The organism is Amycolatopsis roodepoortensis (genome assembly GCF_014873915.1).
In the GTDB taxonomy this organism is placed as follows: domain Bacteria; phylum Actinomycetota; class Actinomycetes; order Mycobacteriales; family Pseudonocardiaceae; genus Amycolatopsis; species Amycolatopsis roodepoortensis.
Window position 1 is genome coordinate 1,278,218 of sequence record NZ_JADBEJ010000004.1, and the last position, 20,962, is coordinate 1,299,179.

Annotated in this window: 25 protein-coding genes and 1 pseudogene; 12 read left to right on the forward strand and 14 right to left on the reverse strand. The window is 70.0% G+C overall.

Annotated features, from left to right (window positions below; genetic code table 11):
- Positions 1-80: 80 nt before the first annotated feature.
- The 6 genes from H4W30_RS16655 to H4W30_RS16680 are packed head-to-tail and all read right to left on the reverse strand — an operon-like array spanning position 81 to position 6,265.
- Entirely contained in the window at positions 81-1,463 is a 1,383-nt protein-coding gene (locus tag H4W30_RS16655) for an MFS transporter (protein WP_192743633.1), read from the reverse strand.
- Positions 1,460-1,606 carry a hypothetical protein gene (locus H4W30_RS16660; protein WP_192743634.1) on the reverse strand — a complete coding sequence of 49 codons (147 nt, stop codon included), beginning with the start codon at positions 1,604-1,606 and terminating at the stop codon, positions 1,460-1,462. The genes H4W30_RS16655 and H4W30_RS16660 overlap by 4 nt, the downstream gene beginning before the upstream one ends.
- Positions 1,603-2,298, reverse strand: a complete 696-nt coding sequence (locus H4W30_RS16665; protein WP_192743635.1) for a TfuA-like protein — start codon at positions 2,296-2,298, stop codon at positions 1,603-1,605. The genes H4W30_RS16660 and H4W30_RS16665 overlap by 4 nt, the downstream gene beginning before the upstream one ends.
- A gap of 9 nt (positions 2,299-2,307) precedes the next feature.
- On the reverse strand, positions 2,308-3,660 hold the full coding sequence (locus tag H4W30_RS16670) for a YcaO-like family protein (RefSeq protein ID WP_192743636.1): 1,353 nt from the start codon (positions 3,658-3,660) through the stop codon (positions 2,308-2,310).
- The gene (gene senB, locus H4W30_RS16675) at positions 3,657-4,637 is read right to left on the reverse strand and encodes a selenoneine biosynthesis selenosugar synthase SenB (protein WP_192743637.1); all 981 of its coding nucleotides are present in this window, start codon (positions 4,635-4,637) and stop codon (positions 3,657-3,659) included. Before senB ends, H4W30_RS16670 begins: the two co-directional genes overlap by 4 nt.
- A complete protein-coding gene (locus H4W30_RS16680; RefSeq protein WP_192743638.1) occupies positions 4,634-6,265 on the reverse strand; it encodes an NAD-dependent epimerase/dehydratase family protein in 1,632 nt (543 codons plus the stop codon). Before H4W30_RS16680 ends, senB begins: the two co-directional genes overlap by 4 nt.
- A gap of 198 nt (positions 6,266-6,463) precedes the next feature.
- On the opposite strand from H4W30_RS16680, the gene H4W30_RS16685 reads away from it, so the two are divergent.
- Entirely contained in the window at positions 6,464-6,895 is a 432-nt protein-coding gene (locus H4W30_RS16685; RefSeq protein WP_192743639.1) for an arsenate-mycothiol transferase ArsC, read from the forward strand.
- On the opposite strand, the gene H4W30_RS16690 is transcribed toward H4W30_RS16685, so the two are convergent.
- Positions 6,896-7,054, reverse strand: coding sequence for a hypothetical protein (locus tag H4W30_RS16690; protein WP_192743640.1), 159 nt, complete (start codon positions 7,052-7,054; stop codon positions 6,896-6,898).
- A gap of 285 nt (positions 7,055-7,339) precedes the next feature.
- Positions 7,340-7,713: pseudogene (locus H4W30_RS16695) on the reverse strand (aspartate aminotransferase family protein); the annotation flags it as partial.
- Positions 7,714-7,967: 254 nt separating this feature from the next.
- On the opposite strand from H4W30_RS16695, the gene H4W30_RS16700 reads away from it, so the two are divergent.
- The 3 genes from H4W30_RS16700 (at position 7,968) to mscL (ending at position 9,536) form a co-directional block, all read left to right on the forward strand.
- Entirely contained in the window at positions 7,968-8,279 is a 312-nt protein-coding gene (locus tag H4W30_RS16700) for an FmdB family zinc ribbon protein (RefSeq protein WP_126736849.1), read from the forward strand.
- 115 nt (positions 8,280-8,394) lie between these two features.
- Complete coding sequence (locus H4W30_RS16705; RefSeq protein ID WP_192743641.1) at positions 8,395-9,036, forward strand: SAF domain-containing protein; 642 nt, start codon at positions 8,395-8,397, stop codon at positions 9,034-9,036.
- Between the two features lie 95 nt (positions 9,037-9,131).
- Positions 9,132-9,536: a large-conductance mechanosensitive channel protein MscL gene (gene mscL, locus H4W30_RS16710; protein WP_192743642.1), complete on the forward strand. Its 405-nt coding sequence runs from the start codon at positions 9,132-9,134 to the stop codon at positions 9,534-9,536.
- Positions 9,537-9,542: 6 nt separating this feature from the next.
- Here mscL and H4W30_RS16715 read toward each other — a convergent pair whose 3' ends face one another.
- Positions 9,543-9,716 carry a hypothetical protein gene (locus tag H4W30_RS16715; RefSeq protein WP_192743643.1) on the reverse strand — a complete coding sequence of 58 codons (174 nt, stop codon included), beginning with the start codon at positions 9,714-9,716 and terminating at the stop codon, positions 9,543-9,545.
- 55 nt (positions 9,717-9,771) lie between these two features.
- On the opposite strand from H4W30_RS16715, the gene H4W30_RS16720 reads away from it, so the two are divergent.
- Entirely contained in the window at positions 9,772-10,059 is a 288-nt protein-coding gene (locus tag H4W30_RS16720; RefSeq protein WP_192743644.1) for an Rv0909 family putative TA system antitoxin, read from the forward strand.
- Positions 10,060-10,092: 33 nt separating this feature from the next.
- Here H4W30_RS16720 and H4W30_RS16725 read toward each other — a convergent pair whose 3' ends face one another.
- Positions 10,093-10,593, reverse strand: coding sequence for a MogA/MoaB family molybdenum cofactor biosynthesis protein (locus tag H4W30_RS16725; RefSeq protein WP_005155592.1), 501 nt, complete (start codon positions 10,591-10,593; stop codon positions 10,093-10,095).
- A 122-nt stretch (positions 10,594-10,715) separates the two neighbouring features.
- Here H4W30_RS16725 and H4W30_RS16730 point away from each other — a divergent pair, with 122 nt between their 5' ends.
- On the forward strand, positions 10,716-11,777 hold the full coding sequence (locus H4W30_RS16730) for an NAD-dependent epimerase/dehydratase family protein (protein ID WP_192743645.1): 1,062 nt from the start codon (positions 10,716-10,718) through the stop codon (positions 11,775-11,777).
- 70 nt (positions 11,778-11,847) lie between these two features.
- Entirely contained in the window at positions 11,848-12,651 is an 804-nt protein-coding gene (locus H4W30_RS16735) for an MBL fold metallo-hydrolase (RefSeq protein ID WP_192743646.1), read from the forward strand.
- 1 nt (position 12,652) lies between these two features.
- Here H4W30_RS16735 and H4W30_RS16740 read toward each other — a convergent pair whose 3' ends face one another.
- The 4 genes from H4W30_RS16740 to H4W30_RS16755 all read right to left on the reverse strand — a co-directional run bounded on the left by H4W30_RS16740 (position 12,653) and on the right by H4W30_RS16755 (position 17,157).
- Positions 12,653-13,819 carry a serine hydrolase domain-containing protein gene (locus H4W30_RS16740; RefSeq protein WP_192743647.1) on the reverse strand — a complete coding sequence of 389 codons (1,167 nt, stop codon included), beginning with the start codon at positions 13,817-13,819 and terminating at the stop codon, positions 12,653-12,655.
- A gap of 54 nt (positions 13,820-13,873) precedes the next feature.
- On the reverse strand, positions 13,874-14,923 hold the full coding sequence (locus H4W30_RS16745) for a sensor histidine kinase (RefSeq protein ID WP_192743648.1): 1,050 nt from the start codon (positions 14,921-14,923) through the stop codon (positions 13,874-13,876).
- Positions 14,920-15,618 (reverse strand): response regulator transcription factor, encoded by a 699-nt coding sequence (locus tag H4W30_RS16750; RefSeq protein WP_034305757.1) that lies wholly within the window; start codon positions 15,616-15,618, stop codon positions 14,920-14,922. Before H4W30_RS16750 ends, H4W30_RS16745 begins: the two co-directional genes overlap by 4 nt.
- Before the next feature lie 186 nt (positions 15,619-15,804).
- Positions 15,805-17,157 carry a hypothetical protein gene (locus H4W30_RS16755; protein WP_192743649.1) on the reverse strand — a complete coding sequence of 451 codons (1,353 nt, stop codon included), beginning with the start codon at positions 17,155-17,157 and terminating at the stop codon, positions 15,805-15,807.
- A 131-nt stretch (positions 17,158-17,288) separates the two neighbouring features.
- Between H4W30_RS16755 and H4W30_RS16760 the strand changes: the two genes are divergently transcribed.
- From H4W30_RS16760 to H4W30_RS16780, 5 genes are read left to right on the forward strand one after another with little or no spacing between them, the layout of a single operon-like run.
- The gene (locus tag H4W30_RS16760) at positions 17,289-17,945 is read left to right on the forward strand and encodes a glycosyltransferase family 2 protein (RefSeq protein ID WP_192743650.1); all 657 of its coding nucleotides are present in this window, start codon (positions 17,289-17,291) and stop codon (positions 17,943-17,945) included.
- Positions 17,942-18,586, forward strand: coding sequence for a TIGR04282 family arsenosugar biosynthesis glycosyltransferase (locus H4W30_RS16765; protein ID WP_192743651.1), 645 nt, complete (start codon positions 17,942-17,944; stop codon positions 18,584-18,586). Before H4W30_RS16760 ends, H4W30_RS16765 begins: the two co-directional genes overlap by 4 nt.
- Complete coding sequence (locus H4W30_RS16770; RefSeq protein ID WP_192743652.1) at positions 18,583-19,191, forward strand: methyltransferase domain-containing protein; 609 nt, start codon at positions 18,583-18,585, stop codon at positions 19,189-19,191. The genes H4W30_RS16765 and H4W30_RS16770 overlap by 4 nt, the downstream gene beginning before the upstream one ends.
- Positions 19,188-20,255 carry a molybdopterin-dependent oxidoreductase gene (locus tag H4W30_RS16775; RefSeq protein WP_192743653.1) on the forward strand — a complete coding sequence of 356 codons (1,068 nt, stop codon included), beginning with the start codon at positions 19,188-19,190 and terminating at the stop codon, positions 20,253-20,255. Before H4W30_RS16770 ends, H4W30_RS16775 begins: the two co-directional genes overlap by 4 nt.
- Positions 20,252-20,662, forward strand: a complete 411-nt coding sequence (locus H4W30_RS16780; RefSeq protein ID WP_192743654.1) for a hypothetical protein — start codon at positions 20,252-20,254, stop codon at positions 20,660-20,662. The genes H4W30_RS16775 and H4W30_RS16780 overlap by 4 nt, the downstream gene beginning before the upstream one ends.
- Positions 20,663-20,962: the final 300 nt, after the last annotated feature.

The following is a 20,962-nucleotide window of genomic DNA, read 5'->3' on the forward strand; positions in this document are numbered from 1 at the left end:
CGGGATCGGTCCGCACCCGGCGGGGTCGCACCCGCCGCTGGATACGGATCGGGTTCCCGTGCTCCTCGATTCCTGATCGGTCAGGTCACCCGGCTCCGCAGTGCCAGCAGGCAGGCGGGAACGGCCACGAGGGTGACGAACCCGAAGACCACGCCGTAGACCAGCGCACCGGGGTACTCGACGGCCGTCCCGGCGTTGAACAGCGCCCCCGCCGCGCCGATCAGCACCACGCTCCCGAGGCCCTGCGACACCTGCATGGCGGCCGAGTACCGGCCTTGGTCCTCCGGCGGGCAGTGGTCGAAGGCGAGCACCGTCAAGCTCGGCATCACGAGCCCCATCCCGAATCCGGCGACGATCAGCGCGGCGCTCGCGGTCAGCGGCGGCACGAACCCGAACACGCCGAAGATCGCGATCGCGCTCGATCCGGCGATCACCACCGAACCGAGCAGCACCAGCCGGTGCCGGGGCACCTCGGCCCACGGATGCCCCTGCAGCCAGGCCGCGCCCGCCCACAGCAGCGTCGCCCCGGTGAAGGAGACACCGGCGACGGTCACCGAGATCTGCCGCTGGTTGATCAGCATCAGCGGGATGTAGGACTCCAGCGTGAAGTAGATGCCCGCGCTGAGCCCCCGCAGCAGGATCGCGGCGGGGATGCCCCTGGCCGCGCGGAGCGTCCCTTCCGGCAGCAGCCGCGGCACGCTGATCACCAGCGCGACGACGCCGACGGCGGCGAACGCGAGATGTGTCAGGTCCAATCCGGACGCGCCGAAGTGCAGGATCCCCGCCGCCACCGCGACGATCGCCGCGGCCCGCACGAGACCCGGCGGCGTCGCGCGTTCGTCGTCGGCCACCGGGCTGAGCCGCCGCAGGAAACCGAGCGGGATCAGGGAAGCGACCGAGACCAGGATCGCCAGCCCGAAGAACACCCACCGCCACGACAGCAGCTCGGTGACCGTCCCGGCGATCGCCGGGCCGATCATCGACGGCACGATCCAGCAGGTGCTCATCAGCGAGAGCGCCTTCGGCCGCAGCTTCGGCGGATACGACTGCGCGATGGTGACGTTGAGCCCGACGACCACGACACTGCTCGCGAAACCCTGCACGCAGCGGCCGGCGATCAGCTGCCACATCGTGGTCGCGGTCCCCGCCACCAGCAGCCCGGCAAGGAACAGGCCCAGTCCGAGTATCAGCAGCAGCCGGGGCCCGCGTTTGTCGGCGATCTCGCCCGCCAGCACGCTGCCGAACAGGCTCATCGTGACGAACCCGCCCAGCGCCAGCGCGTACACGTGGAGCCCGTCGAGCTGGCCGACCGCCACCGGCAGGGTGGTGACCAGCGCCAGCGCGGCGAACCCTTCGAGGAACATCACGCAGGCGAAGCCGATCGTGCTCGCCCGGTACTCCCTGGAGAAGATGCCCACCTTCGACGGTGTGACAGTCTCCTCCGCCAAAGGCGCCGCGGTCATTCGATCGAGGTCATGATCGTCATGGTCAGGGATTCCAGCGTGCCCTGGACGCCGTCGGACGACGTCCGCACGGCCTCCAGGAACCGTTCCAGCTGGTCGGGGCTGAACCCGGCCAGCGGGGCGAGTGACGGGTCGATGTTCACAGCGCACCTCGGACGTCGACGGATCTGATCTGCGGTTCGGTGGCCGGGTCGAGGAAGTCCCGCATCGCCGCGAGGAGCAGCAGGGCGTCCTCGCGTTTCGTGTCGGGGGCCCCGCCGGCGAAGAAGGCGGCGATCCTGGCGTGCTCGTCCTCCGGGATCTCCCGGCGCAGCAGCATGAGCACGGTCCGGTTGACCCGCTGCGGGAAGTACAGCTCCTTGGCGATCTCGAGGAACCGCTCGCCCGTCCCGGGGGCGAACGCGCCCTGCTCGATACCGGCGGCGATGGCGAACCGCATGTTCACCATCGGCTCCGACAACGCCGAGAGGTTCTCCTCGTCGTAGGTGACGGCGACCTCGTCGTCGGCATCGATCCGCCCGGAGAAGTACTCCTCGTAGATCTTGCCGACGCCGACCATGCCGAACGGCGAGCATTCCGCCGCGCGCAAGGCGCCCATGCTCGACGAACCGAACATCGTGACACCGCGGTCCATCGCTTCGAGCACCTCCTTCGGCGAGACGCACAGGCTCTGCAGGAAGCGGCCGTCGACGATGCCGATGGCCTCCGGCGGCTCCGGCCTGGCCAGCAGTCCGGCGAGGTCGCCCCGTTTGACCGGCGGCAGGAACTCGACGTCGAGTTCGGCCGAAGCCGATTCGATGTCGATGCTCGGGCCGATGAAAACCACTGCGCGCATGACGATCTCCTAGGCGGGCTTGGAAAGTTCGGCGGCCCGGATCCGGGCGGAGAGTTCCAGCAGCGTGTCGTTCCAGACCGCGGCGCCACGCGGGCCGATCTTGCAGTGGTCGACGGCCCACGATTCGAGCCGCGGCACGATCACCCGCACGACGCTCACCGGGATCCCCGGCGGCGAGAGGTCGACGACGAGCGCGCGGTCGATACCGGCGGCGCGGATCCGGTCCAGGATCAGCTCGATGTCGGTCATCACGTCGTCGGTGGTCCACGACGGGATCTCGTCGAACGCGACCTGTTTGCGCATCGGCCGCCAGGCCCACGCGCCCTTGTCGATCGTCGCCGACCGCTGGACGTGGTTCTGGTACTTGGACACGTTCTCGGTCGGGAGCCGGATGTCCTCGCGCATCGCCTGGATGTCGACGGCGCGACCCTGCGCGCATTCGGTGATGGCGCGGATGAGCGCGACGTTCGCGTCGGGATGCGTGCCGAATCCGCCGTGGCCCTGCGACGTCGTCGGGCCGAGGTCTTCGGAGGTGGCGGCGAGGAAACTCGGGATCTCCAGATCCGAGGTGATGTGCACGATCCGCATCTTCAGCCCGGCGTCGTGGAACTTGTCCACGAGGGACTTCGCGAGCGGCGGCAGCGTTTCCAGGTCCACGTGCGGGTGGAGTTCCCTGAGGTAGGACGTGATGTGCTCGGGCTGCGGCTCGACGAAGATGCCCTTTTCCAGCACCTGCGCCAGCTGGCTGCTCACGAGTTCCGCGTTGGTCATCGAGTCGCGCTCGATCAATTCGGTGAGCGCGTGGCAGATGGCCTCTTCGAGGCTGTTCCCCGACGCCAGGCCATTGGTGGAAAGCACCTTGTAGCAAGGAGGTTCATGGAACTTCAGCCCGTAGACGGCGGACGCCTGCGGGATGAGGACGGACTCTTCGTTCATCAGGTCGTACGCCTCGACCCACGAGATCGGGAGATCGTCGCGGTAGTGCGCGGAAAGCTCCGCGTTGTTCTCGCGCGGATCCAGCACCGTGCGGCCCTCGGCGACCAGCTCCTCGTAGGACGCGATGACCCGCGGCCGCACCGGGAGCGCGGCGGAGAACCGCTCGATCGCCTCCATCGCCGCGGACGTCCTGGCGTCGATGTTCGTCAGGCCTTTGCCGTTGTAGACGGAGATGATGTCGTTGGCGCGCGGCGCGATGGCGTTGTAGACCGGGATGCCGACCCGGTCGAGCCAGGTGATCTCCGCGACCCGGGTGACCCCGGCGCGCCGCAGATGCGGCTCGATCCGCGCGTAGGTCTGCTCGGCGGTGAATTCCCGGTGCACCCCGCCACCACCGACCTTCGGAACGCTCTTCCTGAGTTTCATCGCACTCCCTCGTATCCGGAGTTCGCCGGCACCGCTTCGGCGAGCAGTCGTCGCCATGCCTGGGTTTCGCGCTCCGGATCCGCCGAAGCGCGGCGGGCGGCGCACTGCCGCCGTATCCGCGTGTAGAGCCCGTCGCGGTCGTGCTCGGCGTCGTCGAGCACGGTGGCGAGCGCGGCCGTGTCACCGACGGGGAAGTAGCCGGCGTAGTCCTCACCGAGCAGCCCGACGGAACCCGGGACGCGGGTGGACACGATCGGGACCCCGGCGGCGAGCGCTTCGGTGACCACGTTCGCCCCGCCCTCGTGCAGCGACGTCAGCACCAGCAGGCGGCTGCGGGCGAGGACGGCGAGCGCTTCGGGTCGCGGCAGCGGGCCGAGCCAGGTGTAGCGCGGGTTTTCCGCCGACTCGGCACGCAGCCGCTCGCCGACGTCGTCCTCGCGCACGCCGCCGACATGGGTCACGGTGATCCGCGACGACGACGGCAGCAGGCGCACCGCCTCGCTCAGCCGCAGCGGATCCTTGACCGGCCGGGCGTGTGCCAGGAACGCGACCTCGAAGCGGTCCTCCGCCGGTGCCTCGCCCGGAATCGGCGGCATCGACTGGATGATCACCCTGGTACGGCCGCGAAGCCCCAACGGAACCTGGAGAAGTCCTCGCGGCTGAAGGACGACGATCCGCGCGGCTCGTCCGAGCAAGCCCAGGTCGACGCCCCCGGTGACCAGGTCCGGGTAGAGATCCGTGCCGGTCAGCGCGATCACGACCGGCGTGTCCGGGCAAGCGGCGGAGAAGGCGCGGATCGCGGCCTCGCTTTTGCGCGCGTGCAAGGCGATGAGCAGGTCGTAGCGCTCGCCGTCGTAGTCCTGGGCGACCCGGACCTCGTGGCCGAGGTTCCGCAGCAGACGCGCCCACCGGCGCGCGGTGACGCCGTTGCCGTAGTCGCTGGTTTCGGGGACGGGGCCCGCGACGAGGATCCTCATCGGACCCGGTCCACGTCGTAGGCGAGCCATTTGCCGAAGGCCCGGACGGCTTCGTCGGCCGGGACCGTGGCCGTCCAGCCGAGTTCCGCGGCCGCGAGGCCCAGCTTCATCACGCGCGTGTCCGACGGGGCGGTGACGACTTCGGTCGGCACGGCGCGAACCGCGGCGCAGACGACCTTCGCCAGTTCATTCCCGGTGAGGGTCGCCGTCGCGATGTCGTACACCGGCGCGACCGGTCCGCCGGTCAGCACCGCGTCGATCGCGCTCGCCATGTCGCGTACGTCGGTGAACTGGTGGACGCGGCCGGGGTCGACCGGCAGCGGCCGCCGGGTCCATGCCAGCTCGATCCAGTGCGCCACCAGGGTTTCCGTCGAGGTATGCGGCCCGATCGGCGTCGCGAACCGCAGGACGTGCTCACGCGATCCGGCGTCGACGATCGCGCAGAAGACGTCGCCGGGATCCGCCACGTCGCCGAGGTGCACGCGCCTTGTCCCCTCGGCGGCCCTCGCGCTGTCGACGACGTCGTGGCCGAGTTCGGTCAGCAGTCCGGAAAGGTGCTCGGCGAGCGGGCCGCCAGGGCCGGTGATCGCGATCCGGATCCCGGTCCCCCGGCGTGGCCGCCGGGGCCTGCCCGCTCGATCACGCCCCGCCGCGAAACCCCATACGGCGACGTCGTGGTGCGAGGGTGTGATCGCCTCGATCTCGGACGCCAGCAGCCGATCGCAGAGACCGCCCGGGCCGATGGTCGCCAGCGCCTGGTCCAGCACCGCACCACTGTGTTCCACAGTGGACAGTCCCATGGCGAACGCGGTCAGCCAGGTCTGCCAGGCGGCTTCGGACAGGTCCGAGCCGCGTTCGAACCCGGTTCTGCACTCCTGCGGCGAAATCCCCGATCGCCGCAGGAGCCGTTCTGTTCCGAGGTACTCCCAGTACCCGTCGCCGCGTACGGCGCATTCGGAAGTCAGGTGTTTGTGGAAGGGGATCACTTCGTGCTCGGCGAGCGCGTCACCGGCCGTCGCGGGGGCGACCGCGGAGAAACACGCGGAACGCCGCAGACCGTGTGCGTCGTTGCCGGCGACACTGGGCAGGCCGGAATGTTCGACGGTGTTCGGCACCGCGATGCGGATCGGTGTCCCCACTGCCTTGAGATAGCGGAACATCAGCACGTCGCACGGCCACCGGTCACCGTCGCGGACCGCGTATCCGGCGTAACCGCGCGCGATCTCGGCCGGCAGCATCAACGCGACGCAGGGCGCGTACTCGTTGACCGCCGTCGCCCAGTCCGCACCGGCGGCCGCGGCCATCCGCACGGCCGCGCCGTTGCGCGAGTTCCAGTTGGCGTAGAACGCGATCGCGTCGCCGGGCAGCCGCCCGGCCGCCTTCCGCGCGTGCTCGAAGAAGCCGTCGGCGAGCCGGACGTCGTCCTGCAGGACGAGAAAGTGGGTCGCGTCGTCGGGAACGCCGCTCCAGGCCAGTCTCGTGGTGCGCGCGGCCGTCGGCGGCCCGTCCGGATCGGGGTCCAGGACGACCCGCGTCGCACCGGCGGGATCGAGTCGCGCGAGTGCTTCCGCCTCTGCCCGGCGCCGGGGGTGCGCCATGACGGCGCCGTGCACCCGTATCTCGGTCATCGACCACCCCTGCCGTCCATTTCGAACACCGGCCGAAGTGTGTCACCACCCTTATACCGTCCTCTTCTTCAAGACTGCGAGTGGGACGGAACGGTGAACTTCTCCTCGATTGCGCCTCTTTTCCGCATGTCCCACGAATGAGATTTTCACGGGTAACGTCGGGAGCAGGCCACGAAACCGAGGAGAGCGGGCGAGAAGATGACGGATATCCTTTTCGTGTGCGTGCACAACGCGAGCCGATCGCAGATGGCGGCCGCGTTGCTGAAGCATCACGGATTCGGCCGGGTGACCGTGCGGTCCGCGGGGTGCGACCCGGCGGAGCGGATCAATCCCTTGGTGGCGGGCGCGCTGGCGGAATGGGACGTCGACATCTCGGGCGAGGTGCCGAGCCGGGTCACCTACGAAGACGTGGCGGCGGCCGACATCGTCATCACCATGGGCTGCGAGACCTATCCGGTCGCCGAAGGGACAAGATACGTCGAATGGGTCGTCCCCGACCCGGAAACCGAAGGGATCGTCGGCATCCGGCCGCTACGGGACGACATGGACCGGCGGGTTCGCGAGCTTCTTTCGTCCCTTGTGGACACTCCAGCCCGCGTCCGACCCGCTCTTCTCGGGAAATCCTCCTGATCAGGCGCACGGTGACCTGGTCGCCTCGTGGTCGTGACCGCCCACGGTGCCGCCGACCTCGACGGCCATTCCGGTACCGGAGAATTCGGCGAATTCCTGCATGTTCACCCAGGGCAGGCCGCTATTGGAATCAGGAACGACTTCGGCGGTGAAGGTCACGTCGATTTCCCGCGGCGCTTCGCGTCCGCCATATTCGAGCCTTTCCGATCGGAGGTGAGACGACACCCTTTACAGACGGCGCGCCACGCAATCGGGAAGAGGCCGGGCGGCAGCGCCGGAGGCTACTTTTGACGGACGAGAAAGGGCGCCGCCGCGGACCGGGGGTCGAGTCCCCAGTTCGCACCCCGGCTGACGATCCCCGGAAGCGGAGCCGTGGCACCGCCCCGACTCGCCGGAACGCTCAGCGCCCGCGACCGTGACCCCGCGGGCGCTGAGCGGCCGGGTTCACCGGTACGCCGCCGAAATCGCGGCGACACCGCGGTCGACGTCCGCTTCAGTCGTACTCCAGTCGGACACCGGGACGCGCATCAACCGGCGGCCGCGCCACGTGGTCGCGCCCATCCAGCACTCACCGGAACGCTGCACGGTCTCGACCACGCGCTCCGTGTCAGCACGACGTCGTTCACGACGGTGACGCCCGCTTCGGTGAGCTTCTCGGCGAACCTCCTGGCCAGCGGGCAGCACCGCTCGATCATCTCGGCGATCCCCGTGCGGCCCAGCTCGCTGAGCGCCGCCCACGTCGCGAAGCCCCGCGCCCGGCGGGAGGATTCCGGCACGAAGTCGCCCGGCGCCCTCACCCCGCCCTCTCCCTGGCCGGAGGGGCCGCCAGAGTGAGCACTGAGCAGGAAGGCGAGCCCCTCGGGCGGCACGCTCGGAGACCGCCCAGCTCATGACGGCTCGTACCCTGGACCAGAGCCGATCTCGGTCCGGCAAGGAACAGGTACGGAACAGAGGGCGTGACCAGGTCGTCATGTGACCTTGGGAAACCTTGTTTGACCTGCGTCGGAATGCCCCGGTACCGTAGGGCGTTAGCACTCTTGTCGGCTGAGTGCCAATGCACGAAGGAGCAGCAGTGCCCACCTACCAGTACGCCTGCAAGGAATGCGACCACGCTTTCGAGGCCGTGCAGTCGTTCTCCGACGCGAGCTTGACCGTGTGCCCGCAGTGCTCGGGCCCGCTTCGCAAGGTCTTCAGCTCGGTCGGCGTGGTCTTCAAGGGCAGCGGTTTCTACCGCACCGACTCGCGTGACTCGAAGGCCAGCACCACCTCGGCCCCGGCCAAGTCCGAGACCAAGACGGAGTCGAAGAGCGAGTCGAAGCCGGAGACCAAGAGCGCGACATCCTCCTCCACGGGTACGACGAAAACGGCCGCCGCCGCTTCCTGACGTCCCGAGTTGTCCACAGGCCCCCGGTTATCCACAGCCGGGGGTTTTCGTTCTTTCCAGGGCGGCGCACCCGCCCCTAACGTCGAGATCATCACCGATCGACGAGGGGGATCCCGTGTTCCATCAACTGCCCGTCCTGCGAAGACTCCAAGGCAGGCCGGCCCGGCTGCTCCGCCGCTGGCTCGCCCTTTCCCTGCTGCTCGGCGGCCTGATCGCGCTGTTCCTGCCCGCGTCCGCACGCGGCACGCCCGGCACCGCGACCGTCGTCTCCGCCCGCGACCTCCCGGCAGGCTCGCTGCTGCGCGCCGAGGACGTCAAACTCGTCGACCTCCCGGACGACGTCCGTCCACAGGGCGCCACCGGCCTGCCTTCCTCGGTGGAGGGGCGGATGCTCGTCGGTGCGGCGCGGTCGGGCGAACCGCTGACGGACGTCCGCCTGCTGGACGCGGGCATCCCCGGATCGGGTGATCCCGAGAGTTCGACCGTGCCGGTGAGGCTCGCCGACGCCGGTGTCGCGGAGTTGCTCAGGCCGGGCCGCCGCGTCGACGTCGTCGCGGCCGCCGAAGCCGGGCGCGAGGCGTCCGTGCTGGCCAGCGCGGCCGTCGTGGCGGCGGTGGGCGAGCAGAGCACCCGCGATCCGACGTCGCCCCGTGCCGGAAGCAAGGGACCTTTGGTGCTGCTTTCCCTGCCTTCCGCGATCGCGACACGGGTCGCGGCCACCTCGCTGGAACGGTCCATAACGGTTACCCTCCGCTAGCTCGCGCCTGCCCTGTGGCGGCGGGCGCCTGCGTCCCCCCGGTACGGAAGAAAGGGACGGTCGGCGAACCGTCCCAGGTGAAAGAGGAGAGCGTCTTGATCAAGGGCTTCAAGGACTTCCTGATGCGCGGGAACGTCGTCGACCTCGCGGTCGCGGTGGTCATCGGCGCCGCGTTCACAGCGATCGTCACGGCCTTCACGAACGGCCTGGTCAAACCGTTGATCAACACCATCGGCGGATCGGACGCCGCCAAGGGGCTGGGGTTCAACATCCTGGCCGAGAACGACGCCACGTTCCTCGACTTCGGCGGCGTGATCAACGCGGCGATCAACTTCGTGCTGGTCGCGGCCGTCGTCTACTTCGTGATCGTGCTGCCGGTCAAGCACGTCCAGGAGCGGCGCAAGCGCGGTGAAGAGGCCGGCCCCTCGGAGCCGACCGACGTCGAACTGCTCACCGAGATCCGTGACCTGCTGCGCGCGCAGCAGAACCGCGCGAACTGACCCGGGTCACCGGTCGTGGTGAGGCGGCCGGTTCTCCAGGAACCACGAGTCGGAGTCCGGGGTGCGCTGCCCCGGCTCTCGCTCGTCGGAGGTCGTGTCCGGCAGGACGTCGCCGAAGATCTCGTCGACCCGCCGTTTCTTCGCCGCGGAGGAACGCTTGTCCTCGTCTTCACCTGGCATGACACCCATTTTCGCACCGGTCGCGGGGGCCGCCCGCCGGTGGGACCATCAGCGCATGAGCATCGTCGACAAAGCGAAGGGGCTGGCCGCGCAGGCCATCCACAAAGCGGAAGAGGTCGCGGGCGAAGTCCGCGAGAAGGCCGGGCCGCTGGCCGAGAAGGCGGGCGACGTGGCGGCCAAGGGTGTCTCGGCGGCGTCGGCCGGGGCGAACAAGGTCACCGGCGGCCGGTTCGAGGACAAGATCGGCCAGGTCACCGAAAAGGTGGAAGGAGTGCTGCACCACGACAAAAAGGGCGAGCCCGGGACCGAACCCGGACCCGCCCCGAAAGGCCCCGCCTCCTGAAAGCCGGGCCTCTGAAAACTGAGCCTCTGAAAATTAGGCCTCTTCGAGCCCGGACAGCTCGTCGATCACGTACGGCACCAGCGACGAGAGCGTCGCCATGCCGTCGCGGACGGCCGCGCGCGAACCCGCGAGGTTGACCACCAGCGTGCTGCCGGAGACGCCGACGAGCCCGCGGGAGATCCCCGCGTCCACCGCGCCGGCGGCCAGGCCGGAGGCGCGCAGGGCTTCGCCGATGCCCGGGATCGGGCGGTCGAGCACCCCGGCCGTCGCGTCGGGGGTGCGGTCGCGCGGCGAGACCCCGGTGCCGCCGACGGTGATCACCAGGTCGGCACCGCCGATCACCGCGGTGTTGAGCGCGTTGCGGATCGCGGCCGTCTCGGCCTCGACCACGACGACGCCGTCGACGATGAATCCGGCCTCTTCGAGCAGCTCCGTGACCAGCGGTCCCGTGTTGTCCTCGTGTTCGCCGTGGGCGACCCGATCGTCCACGATGACCACCAGTGCGCGGCCCAGCCGTTGTGCGCTCCGTTCCATGGTCACACCGTATCCGGTTTCGGCTGATCTTCGCTTCGGCGGTGCCGCGTAGTTGTGACGATTCCCTGACGTGAGCCCGCGATCCGGCGCCGCCGCCCGGGATCGCCCCTAGCGTCGGAACGGTGCGAACACTGATAACCGGCGGGGCCGGCTTCATCGGCTCCCACATCGCCGATCTGCTGTCCGATCAAGGTGACGAGGTCGTCGTCCTCGACAACCTCCTGAGCACCGCGCACGGTTCGTCGCGCCCGCCGGAGTACACCGGCCGCCACCGGTTCCTGCGTGGCGACGTCACCGACCCGGAGCTGGTCGCGGAGCTGCTGGACGGTGTCGACGCGGTCTGCCATCAGGCGGCCGTCGTCGGGCACGGCGTCGATCCGTCCGACGCGCCGTCGTACGCGCTGAACAACGACTACGGGACCGCCGTCCTGCTCGCCGCGATGCACCGGGCCGGGGTCCGGAAGCTGGTGCTCGCCTCGTCGATGGTCGTCTACGGCGAAGGCCGCTACGAATGCCCCATCCACGGGATCGTGCCGCCGTCGCCGCGGAAGCGGTCCGATGTGGACGCCGGCTGCTTCGAGCCGTCGTGCGCTACCTGCGGCGCCGAGCTCGACTGGCGCCTGGTCCCCGAAGACGCGCCGCTGCGGCCGCGAAGCACCTACGCGGCCACCAAGCTCGCCCAGGAACATCTGGCGGCGGCGTGGGCCCGGCAAACCGGCGGAACGGTCTGGGCCCTGCGCTACCACAACGTCTACGGACCGCGGATGCCGCAGAACACCCCGTACGCGGGCGTCGCGTCGCTGTTCCGTTCCTCGCTCCTGCGCGGCGAGGCCCCGATCGTGCTGGAGGACGGGAAACAGCAGCGCGACTTCGTGCACGTCCACGACGTGGCGAGGGCGAACGTCCTGGCTCTGCACGCCGACGGGCCCGAAGGTGACCTGACACCGTTGAACATCTGTTCCGGGCAGCCCCACACCGTCGGCGAACTCGCCGAGGAACTCGCGAAGGCCTGTGGCGGGCCGTCCCCGAAGATCGCCGGCGGCGCCCGGCCCGCCGACGTCCGGCACGTCGTCGCGGACCCCGCCCGCGCCCGGCGGCTGCTCGGCTTCACCGCGCGAACCGGTTTCGCCGAGGGCATCGCCGGGTTCGCCACCGCTGAGCTGCGGGAACCGGCCGGTCTCTGAAACCGGGAACAGACCGGGCCCTCCGCCGGTTGTCGTTCCCGGCAACGGAATCGGCTTTTTGGGGGTTTTGGTGGGCATCACCGTCGGAGACATCGAGATCGAAGCGCTCGGGGACGGTCTGATCAGGCTGCCGCTCGCGTTCTTCCCGGGTCTCGACCCCGAGGCCCACCCGGAGATCTTCGACGAGGACGGCACCGTGCACGTCCCGACCGGCGCGTACCTGATCCGCGGCAACGGCCGCACGATCCTGGTCGACACCGGCCTCGGCCCGCGCGAATTCGCCTTCCCGCCGGGGATGACGCCCGCCAAGGGCGATCCCACCCCGCCGATGGGCACGGGCGGCGACCTCGCGGCCGCGCTGGACAAGGCGGGCTGCCCGGTCGGCGAGATCGACACCGTCTTCCTCACCCACCTGCACAACGACCACATCGGCTGGATCGCGCCCGAAGGCGAACTGACCTTCCCCGGCGCTCAGGTCGTCTTCGGCCAACTCGACTGGGAGGCCCTGATCGCGCCCGCCGGGACGGGCGAATGGAGCCGTGTCGGCATGGAGACCGCCCGAAGCGCGGGGCTGACCGAGGCGATCAGCGGCGACCGGGTCGAGATCGCGCCCGGGATCGTGGCGCGGCACGCCCCGGGGCACACGCCCGGCCACTACGTCCTCGACATCACGGCGGACGACGAGCGCCTGCTGCTGCTCGGCGACGTCCTGCACACGCCCGCGCAGCTGACGGACACGCGGGTGGGCTTCCTCGGCGACGCCGACCCGGATCTCGCGCTCCGCACCCGGCAGCGCTTCCTCGCGGAAGCGGAAGAGACCGGCGCGATCATCGCGCCGGCCCACTTCCCGGACATGGGGTTCCTGCGGCTCTGACCTACTTGCCGCAGAGCACCTTGTCGGTGAGCAGCTGGTCGGCCTTGTTGTAGGCCTGGCCCAGATCGGCGTCCGAGTCACCGTAGGTCATGGACAGCTCGTAGGTCCGGCTGCCGTCGGGCGTGCTGGCCATGACCGTCCCGTAGCCGTGGAAACCGCCCATGCCCTTGATGACGGTGCCGCAGCTTGCTTCCTGCACGTAGATGCCCAGGCCGTAGCCGCCCTTCGGGTGCGGCTTGCGCATCTCGTCGAGCAGCGGGGCCGGCAGGAGCTTTCCGCCCAGCAGCGCGGAGAAGAACGTGTGGAGGTCCTTCGTGGTCGAGATCATCTCACCGGCGCTGGACGCCCACGACGGGTTCTGGGTCGTGATGTCGACCGTCTTCCACTGCCCGGGCTTCTCCTCGTAGCGGTAGTAACCGTGGGCGTGCGGACCGGGGATGCCCGGCCAGGTACCGGGAACCACGGTGTCGCGCAGTCCGAGCGGCCGCAGGATCCGGCGCTGGATCTCGTCGCCGTAGGGACGGCCGGCGACCTTCTCGATCACCAGCCCGGCGAGGACGTAGTTGATGTTCGTGTAGGTCCAGTCCGTGCCCGGCGCGTACAGCGGCGGCTTGGACAGGCCGAACCGCACCAGCTCCTGCGGGCGGTAGGTGTGGAACCGGTTGTCCAGGAACTCCTTACCGGTCAAGGGGATCCCCGGCACGATCGTGCCGTCGGGCAGCATCGCGCCGGTGTAGTCGAACAGGCCGCTGGTGTGCTGCAACAGCATCCGCACCGTGATCCGCCGGTCGAGGCCGAACTCGGGCAGGTACCCGGCCACCGGCGCGTCCAGGCCCACCTTGCCCTCGCCCACCAGCTGCAGGACGACGGTGGACACGAAGGTCTTGGTGTTGCTGCCGATCCGGAACCGCCCGTTCGTCGGCGGCTTGGCGGCCGAGCCCAGCTCGCGCACCCCGGCGCTGCCGGTCCAGTCGCCCCGCGCGTCGTGCACCCGCAGCTGTGTCCCGGCGAAACCGGAGGCGACGATCTGCTCGGCCATCGCTTGCAGGTCCGGCCGGTCCCGTCCCTTGTCCGCGGCGGCCACGCCGGGCGTGATCCCGGCCAGCAGTGCGGCCGCCACCGCGGTGATCCCGGCCCGTCGGAAGAATCGCTTCGCTGAAGTCGTCATGGCGGCAACGATCGCGGCCCGCCCTGACACCGCGGTGACACGCCGCTGACACGGTCAGCGCATGGCGAGCGGGAGCCGGACCTCGAACCGGCAGCCGGGGCCGTCGTTCCGGACGCCGATGCGGCCGCGATGGGCCTCGACCAGGCCTTTCGCGATCGCGAGCCCGAGCCCGCCGCCGCTCGCCAGCCCTCCGCGCTCGGGCGTGCGCGCCGTCGTCCCGCGGAACGCGACGTCGAAGACCCGCCCGATCTCGTCTTCGGGGATCCCGCCGCAGCCGTCGGAGACCGCGAGCAGCGCCTCGCCGCCCTCGATGCCGATCTGGACCGCGACCGTCCCGTCCGGCGGCGTGTGCCGCACGGCGTTGGACACCAGGTTCCGCACGATCCGCGCCAGTTCCGGGTCGCTGCCGGAGACGACCGGCCACACGTTCGCGTACTCGATCATCCGCACGCGTTTCTGCTCGGCGAGCGGCGCCTGCGCGGCGACGGCGTCGCTCACGACGTCGCGCAGCGGAACGGCCGCCATGGTCAGCTGCAGCGCGCCCGCGGTGATCCGCGAGAGCTCGAACAGGTCGCCGACCATGCCGGACAGCCGCGTGGTCTCCCCGCTGATCCGCCGCGCGTAGCCGGTGACCTCGATCGGATCGGCGACGACGCCGTCCGCGACGGCCTCGGCCATCGCCTGGATGCCGGCCAGCGGGCTCCGCAGGTCGTGGCTGATCCACGCGACCAGTTCGCGCCGCGACGCCTCGGCCGCGCGCTCCCGTTCCCGCGCCTCCCGCTCCCACACACTGCGGCGCGCGATCGCGCGGCCGAGCACGAGCGCCGCCGGCACGGTCACCAGCGCGACCAGCACACAGACCAGCGTCATCGTCGTCAGCGCGGGGGTGAACATGAACCCGCTGATCCCGAGCACCGCGATCAGCGTGGCGAGCACCGGGATCAGCACGAGGATCGTCATCGTGCTGGCCAGCGAACCGCGGCGGAGCAGGTACAGCGCCAGACCGCCGAGCACCATCACCGGCAACGCGAACATCAGCGCGAACGGCAGGATGTGCCAGGCGTGCGCCAGCATCTCGCCGAACGACTCACCGGAGCCGATCATCGCCGCACCGGGTCGTACCGATAGCCGACGCCCCACACGGTGGCGACGCGGACGGGTTTCGCCGGGTTCTTCTCGATCTTCTCCCGCAACCGTCTCACGTGGACGGTCACCGTGGACTGGTCGCCGAAGTCCCACCCCCAGACCTTCTCCAGCAGATCGGCGCGGGAGAACGCGACACCGGGATGGGTGAGGAAGAACGCGAGCAGATCGAATTCCCGGCTCGTCAGCGGAAGTTCCACGCCACCGAGGGCCGCCTGCCGCGCCGACATCTGCAACGCGAGGTCGCCGTCGGTGATCACGCGTGCCGCCGGTTCGGGCCGCGGCATCCGCGCCCGCCGCAGCACCGACGCCACACGCAACGCGAGTTCCTTGGGGCTGAACGGTTTCGTGACGTAGTCGTCGGCGCCGAGCTGGAGCCCGGCGATCCGGTTCTCCTCCTCGCCGAGCGCGGTCAGCATCACGACCGGCACCTGGCTCACCTGGCGCAGGCGGCGGCACACCTCAAGGCCGTTCAGGCCGGGCATCATGACGTCGAGGACCACGAGATCCGGCCCGGTCGCGGAGAACAGCCGCAACCCCTCGGTGCCGTCACCGGCGACGTCGACTTCGAAGCCCGCGACCTCCAGGTACCGCCGGACGACGTCCCGCACGGTCTCGTCGTCGTCGACCACGAGTACGCGGCCCTGCTCTGTCATGTCGTCCACCTCATCGTCTGTCAGTAAACCCGCGGCCGCGATCGACGCCGGCAGGACGCTGCCTGGTCGAGCAACTCACGTCGGACCGCGAGGGCGCCCTGCCACCGCGATAGCGGGGCCTTCGGCCGGGCGGGTTCACACGTATTGTCACCTTTCCGAATTCGTCGCAGCTCCGCCAACAGGAACTCACCAGCTCGTCAGCACCAGATGGTTCACCACCAGCGCCGTCGCCGCCGACGCGGCGAGCCACCACCGCCGCCCCTTCGGCGGCAGCAGCGCCACCGCGGGCAGCAGCCACACCTCGAACGGTAGCCAGATGCGTTCGACCTCCGCCTTCGACAGGCCGGACAGGTCGGCGAAAGCGATCGCCAGTACCGCGGCCACCACGATGAGGGTGACCGGCTCGCGGAACGACCGTTTCGGCCCGGCGAGGAACTCCGCGCCCGCCCGCCGCGTCCCGGCGATCACGGCCGGGCCGAGCGCGATCAGCACCGCCGCGATATCCGCCCACACCCAGTAGGAGTACGGGCGCAGTGTCGCGATCCCCTGGTAGTAGCGCTCGACCACCAGGTGATAGCCGTCGAGCCACCAGAACCCGGCCAGCGCGAACGCCACCACGACCACGGCCACGCCCGCCGTGGCGAGGAGCAGGATCCGCCATTCGCGGGTCAGCACGACGACGGCCAGCACGATCACGCCGAGCAGCACGAGACCGTAGGAGAGGAAGAGCCCGAACCCGAGCAGCAGACCACCGGGGAGCGCGAGGATCCGCCGTCGCGTGGCGAGCGCCAGCAGCGCGATCCCGGTCGCCGTGACCCCCGCGAAGAGACCGTCCGCGGAGACACCGATCCAGATCGCGCCCGGGGTCAGGACGGCGAAGGGAAGGACCGTCCTCGCGGCGTCCTGCCTGCCCAGCGCGGCGAGCGTCACCGGCACCGCGACCACCGCCAGGCAGCCGACCAGTACGACGACCGTCGAAGCCCACGCCCCACCCTGCAGGCCGAGCCGGTCGAGCCACACGAAGACCAGGGTCGCGCCCGGCGGATGCCCGGAGACGTGCGTCGTCCACGAATCCGGCTGGAAGTCCAGGATGCGCGAGGAGAACTCCGCCAGCATCTTCGGGATGTCGGTGATCCCCGGAACCTCGTGCAGGTACTCGTGTTCCGTGGTGAGCCTGCCGGTGAAACCGCGCGCCCACCCGTCGACCATCGCCAGCGAGAACGTCCACGCCAGCGCGGTCACGTAGCCGAGCGCGAGCAGCGGACGCCAGCCCAGCCGCGCGGCGAGCAAGGGACCTTTGGTGACGACCACGAGCGCGAGCACGACCGCGGCCACCGAACCCGGCCCCACATGCGGCAGCCACAACCCGAACAGCGGCGGCGCGAAGGCGTAGATCACCACGCCGGAACCGGGCCGGTTGTAGTGGAGGCCGACCGCGATCGCGGCGGCGACCACGAGCATCGCCAGCCCCACGGCGATCAGATCGGCCCGGCGGCCGGTACGGGAAGGGGCGGTGACAGTGGACATCACCGGCACCATAACCGCGTTCCCCTTGCCCGGCGGCCGGGCGACGCGGACCGTCAGAACTCGGTAAGAACTTGCCCGACGTCAGAATTCGGTAAGCAGCGTAAGGGTTCTCGTCCGTCCACCCCGGACTTAACGTGCGTTGCGTGAACGATGACCAGGTTGACGTCGTGCTCCCCTGTCTCGACGAGGCCGGCGCCCTCCCCGGGGTGCTGGCGGCCCTGCCCGGACACTACCGGGCGATCGTGGTCGACAACGGCTCCACGGACGGCTCCGCCGAAATCGCGGCCGGGCTCGGGGCGAAGGTCGTCCACGAGCCCAGGCGCGGCTACGGCGCCGCGGTGCACACGGGCCTGGAGGCGGCCACGGCGGACGTCGTCTGTTTCGCCGACGCCGACGGTTCCCTCGACCTCGCCGAGCTGCCGACGCTGGTGCGCGGGCTGGCCGATGCCGATCTGACGGTCGGGCGGCGGGTGCCCACCGGCCCCGGAGTCTGGCCATGGCACGCGAGAGCGGGCAACGCGCTGATCTCGTCTCTCCTGCGGTACAAGGGATTGCCGGTCCGCGACATCGCGCCGCTGCGGGCCGTCCGGCGGCAGGCCCTGCTCGATCTCGACGTCACCGATCGTGCCTTCGGCTACCCGCTCGAACTGCTGATCAAGGCGAATCGCGCGGGCTGGCGGGTCACCGAGTTCGACGTGTCCTACGGCGAACGCGCCAAGGGCACGAAATCGAAGGTCTCCGGCTCACTGCGGGGAACCCTGCGGGCCGCAAGGGATTTCGGGCGGGTGCTGAGCCGATGACCTTCTGTCTGTTGATCGTCGCCAAAGCGCCCGTGCCCGGTTTCGCGAAGACGCGCCTCTGCCCGCCCGCGACACCGGAGCAAGCGGCCGAGATCGCGGCCGCCTCGCTGCTCGACACTCTCGAAGCCGCCCTCCTGACCCCGGAGGCACGCGTAGTCGTCGCCATGACCGGCGAGCTCGACGAAGCCGTCCGCGGCCCGGAAATCGCTTTAATGCTACGAAAAACGGAGGTGATCCCCCAACGCGGGGAAGGTTTCGACCTGCGGCTGGTCAACGCCTACGCCGACGCGCCCCGCCCCGGCGAACCGGTGCTGCAGATCGGGATGGACACCCCGCAGGTCACCCCGGCGCTCCTGGCCGAGGCGGCCGACCGGCCGGAAGATGCCGTCCTCGGACTCGCCGAAGACGGTGGCTGGTGGGCACTGGGCCTCAAGGATCCGCTGCACGCCAAGGCTCTCGCCGGGGTGCCGATGTCGCGTGACGACACCGGACGCCAGACTGTGCAGGCCCTGGCCGCAATCGGGCTTCATCCCGGCATACTGCCCACACTGTCCGATGTGGACACGATCGCGGACGCGCGCCGGGTCGCGGCGGCGGCTCCGCACGGCCGGTTCGCCCGAGCGGTGGCGGAAGTCCGGTGACCGCCTTCGACCGCGGCCTGCTCGGCCACCGCTGCTGGCTGGAACTGGCGACCGGGGAACGCGTCGACCTGCCGGTCGACCGCTGGACGGCCATCCCCTGCGAAGGCGACGACGTCCTCCTCGACGCCTGCGACGGCCCGACCATCGACGTCGGCTGCGGGCCCGGCAGGCTCACCGCCGCGCTGACCGAACGCGGCGTCGCCTCGCTCGGCGTCGACATCTCGGCCACCGCCGTGCGGCTCACCCACGCCCGTGGCGCCGCCGCGCTGCACCGGGACGTGTTCGACCGGCTCCCCGGCGAAGGGCGTTGGCGGCATGCCCTGCTCGCCGACGGGAACATCGGCATCGGCGGCGACCCGCGTCGCCTCCTGGCCCGGATGGCGGAACTGATCACCGACGGCGGGACGGTGCTCGTCGAACTCGACCCACCCGGCCGCGGCCTCCGGCAGGACCGGGTCCGTCTCCGGCCCGACAACGGCGCCTGGTTCACCTGGGCGTGGGTCGGCGTCGAGGCGATCGCGGACCTCGCCGCCCGCACCGCGTTCCGCGTCGCGTGGTCCACCAGCCACGGCCACCGCTGGTTCGCCTGCCTGGAGAAAGCATGAACACCCCTTCGGAGCGGGTGACGTCCCGGATCGGGCTCGCGCTCGCCGTCACGTTCACGCTGTGCTTCGTCACCGGCCTGATCAGCCATCTCATCCAGCATCCGCCGTCGTGGTTCGGCTGGCCGAGCCGCCCGGTCTGGCTGTACCGGGTCACCCAGGGCACGCACGTGATCTCCGGTATCGCGTCGGTTCCCTTGCTGCTGGCCAAACTCTGGAGCGTCTACCCGAAGCTGTTCGAGCGCCCCGTGATCCGCTCGCTGCCGCACGCGCTGGAACGCCTGTCGATCCTGGTGCTTTCCGCGGCCGCCTTCTTCGAGCTAGTCACCGGCCTGTTCAACGTCGCGCAGAACTATCCGTGGGCGTTCTACTTCCCGCAGCTGCACTACGCGGTCGCGTGGGTGGCGATCGGCTCGATCCTGGTGCACATCGCGGTGAAACTCCCGATCGTCCGCCGCTCACTCACGACCAAGCCCGAGCCCTCGCGGCGCGCCTTCCTCCGCACGACCTGGCTCGCCGCGGGTGTCGCCGTCGTGGCGACCGCCGGAGCGACGGTCCCCTTGCTACGAAACGTTTCCGGGCTGTCTTGGCGCAGCGACAAGGGACCGCAAGGGCTGCCGGTGAACCGGACCGCCTCGGCGGCGGGTGTCCTGGACACGGCGAACGACCCCGGCTGGCGGCTTTCGGTGGTGACGCCGAACGGTACGAAGACCTATTCACTGGAAGAACTCCGCGCTCTCCCGAGAACGTCGGCCGAACTGCCGATCGCGTGCGTCGAAGGATGGAGCGAGTCCGCGGGCTGGAGCGGCGTCTCCCTACCGGATCTGTTGCGGCACGCCGGAAGCACGCCGGGCACACCGGTCCGCGTGTTCTCGTTGGAGAAGGCCGGGCCCTACGGGATCAGCGATCTCCCCGGCGAGCACACCGCGGACGACCTCACCCTGCTGGCACTGGAACTCAACGGTGAGGTGCTCGACGCCGACCACGGCTTCCCGTGCCGGATCATCGCCCCGAACCGGCCCGGCGTCCTGCAGACGAAATGGGTCACCCGCTTGGAGACGCTGTGAAGACGTTGCGGCTGCTGCTGTTCCTGCCCGGCCTCGCCGCGCTCGCGTGGGGCGCGGTGCTGTTCTCCGAGTACGCGTTCCCGCTGCGCCCGGACGTCTTCAAGACACTCGGCTGGCTCGCCGGCGGCCCGCTTGTCCACGATCTGCTGATCGCGCCACTGGTCGGCGCGGTGGGGTTCACGCTGAGCAGGTTCCTCCCGGAACGCTGGATGACGCCGGTCAAGACGGGAGCGGTGCTCAGCGGGGTGTTGACACTGCTCGCGATCCCGTTGCTGTGGCGGCCTTTCGGCGGCGCTCGGAACCCGGGCCTGCACGACGCCGACACCGTCACCGGCCTGCTCGTCAGTCTGGGAGTCGTCTGGCTCGGTGTGCTCGTGGCCGCGCTGCTGCGGCGGAGGGCGAAATAGATAGGTCTTGGTGGGTTGCCTGCTCCGGGGCGTACAGCGACGTGTCGCGAAAGCCACTTTCGGGACGTCACATGTCGCGAAAGTGGCTTTCGCGACACGCGGCGGTGCCGTCTGCGATGAATGGTCCGACCAGAATCCGCGGTGTTGCGAAAGCCACTTTCGCAACCTTCAACGTTGCGAAAGTGGCTTTCGCAACCCCTTCCTGACCTGGGCGGCGCGCAATTGCCTTACCCATCACTAGAAAGAGCCACGCGCGACCGGGATTGGCAGCCGGTCGCGCGTGGCTCTTGGGTCCGGCCC

Bases quoted from the DNA above. Each gene is read 5' to 3' on its own strand.
- H4W30_RS16765 (WP_192743651.1), top strand. From the start codon at position 17,942: ATGACCTTCTGTCTGTTGATCGTCGCCAAAGCGCCCGTGCCCGGTTTC.
- H4W30_RS16685 (WP_192743639.1), top strand. From the start codon at position 6,464: ATGACGGATATCCTTTTCGTGTGCGTGCACAACGCGAGCCGATCGCAG.
- H4W30_RS16680 (WP_192743638.1), bottom strand. From the start codon at position 6,265: ATGACCGAGATACGGGTGCACGGCGCCGTCATGGCGCACCCCCGGCGC.
- H4W30_RS16750 (WP_034305757.1), bottom strand. From the start codon at position 15,618: ATGACAGAGCAGGGCCGCGTACTCGTGGTCGACGACGACGAGACCGTG.
- H4W30_RS16655 (WP_192743633.1), bottom strand. From the start codon at position 1,463: ATGACCGCGGCGCCTTTGGCGGAGGAGACTGTCACACCGTCGAAGGTG.
- H4W30_RS16725 (WP_005155592.1), bottom strand. From the start codon at position 10,593: ATGGAACGGAGCGCACAACGGCTGGGCCGCGCACTGGTGGTCATCGTG.
- H4W30_RS16755 (WP_192743649.1), bottom strand. From the start codon at position 17,157: ATGGTGCCGGTGATGTCCACTGTCACCGCCCCTTCCCGTACCGGCCGC.
- H4W30_RS16740 (WP_192743647.1), bottom strand. From the start codon at position 13,819: ATGACGACTTCAGCGAAGCGATTCTTCCGACGGGCCGGGATCACCGCG.
- H4W30_RS16720 (WP_192743644.1), top strand. From the start codon at position 9,772: ATGAGCATCGTCGACAAAGCGAAGGGGCTGGCCGCGCAGGCCATCCAC.
- H4W30_RS16670 (WP_192743636.1), bottom strand. From the start codon at position 3,660: ATGAAACTCAGGAAGAGCGTTCCGAAGGTCGGTGGTGGCGGGGTGCAC.
- H4W30_RS16775 (WP_192743653.1), top strand. From the start codon at position 19,188: ATGAACACCCCTTCGGAGCGGGTGACGTCCCGGATCGGGCTCGCGCTC.
- H4W30_RS16665 (WP_192743635.1), bottom strand. From the start codon at position 2,298: ATGCGCGCAGTGGTTTTCATCGGCCCGAGCATCGACATCGAATCGGCT.
- H4W30_RS16715 (WP_192743643.1), bottom strand. From the start codon at position 9,716: ATGCCAGGTGAAGACGAGGACAAGCGTTCCTCCGCGGCGAAGAAACGG.
- H4W30_RS16745 (WP_192743648.1), bottom strand. From the start codon at position 14,923: ATGATCGGCTCCGGTGAGTCGTTCGGCGAGATGCTGGCGCACGCCTGG.
- senB (WP_192743637.1), bottom strand. From the start codon at position 4,637: ATGAGGATCCTCGTCGCGGGCCCCGTCCCCGAAACCAGCGACTACGGC.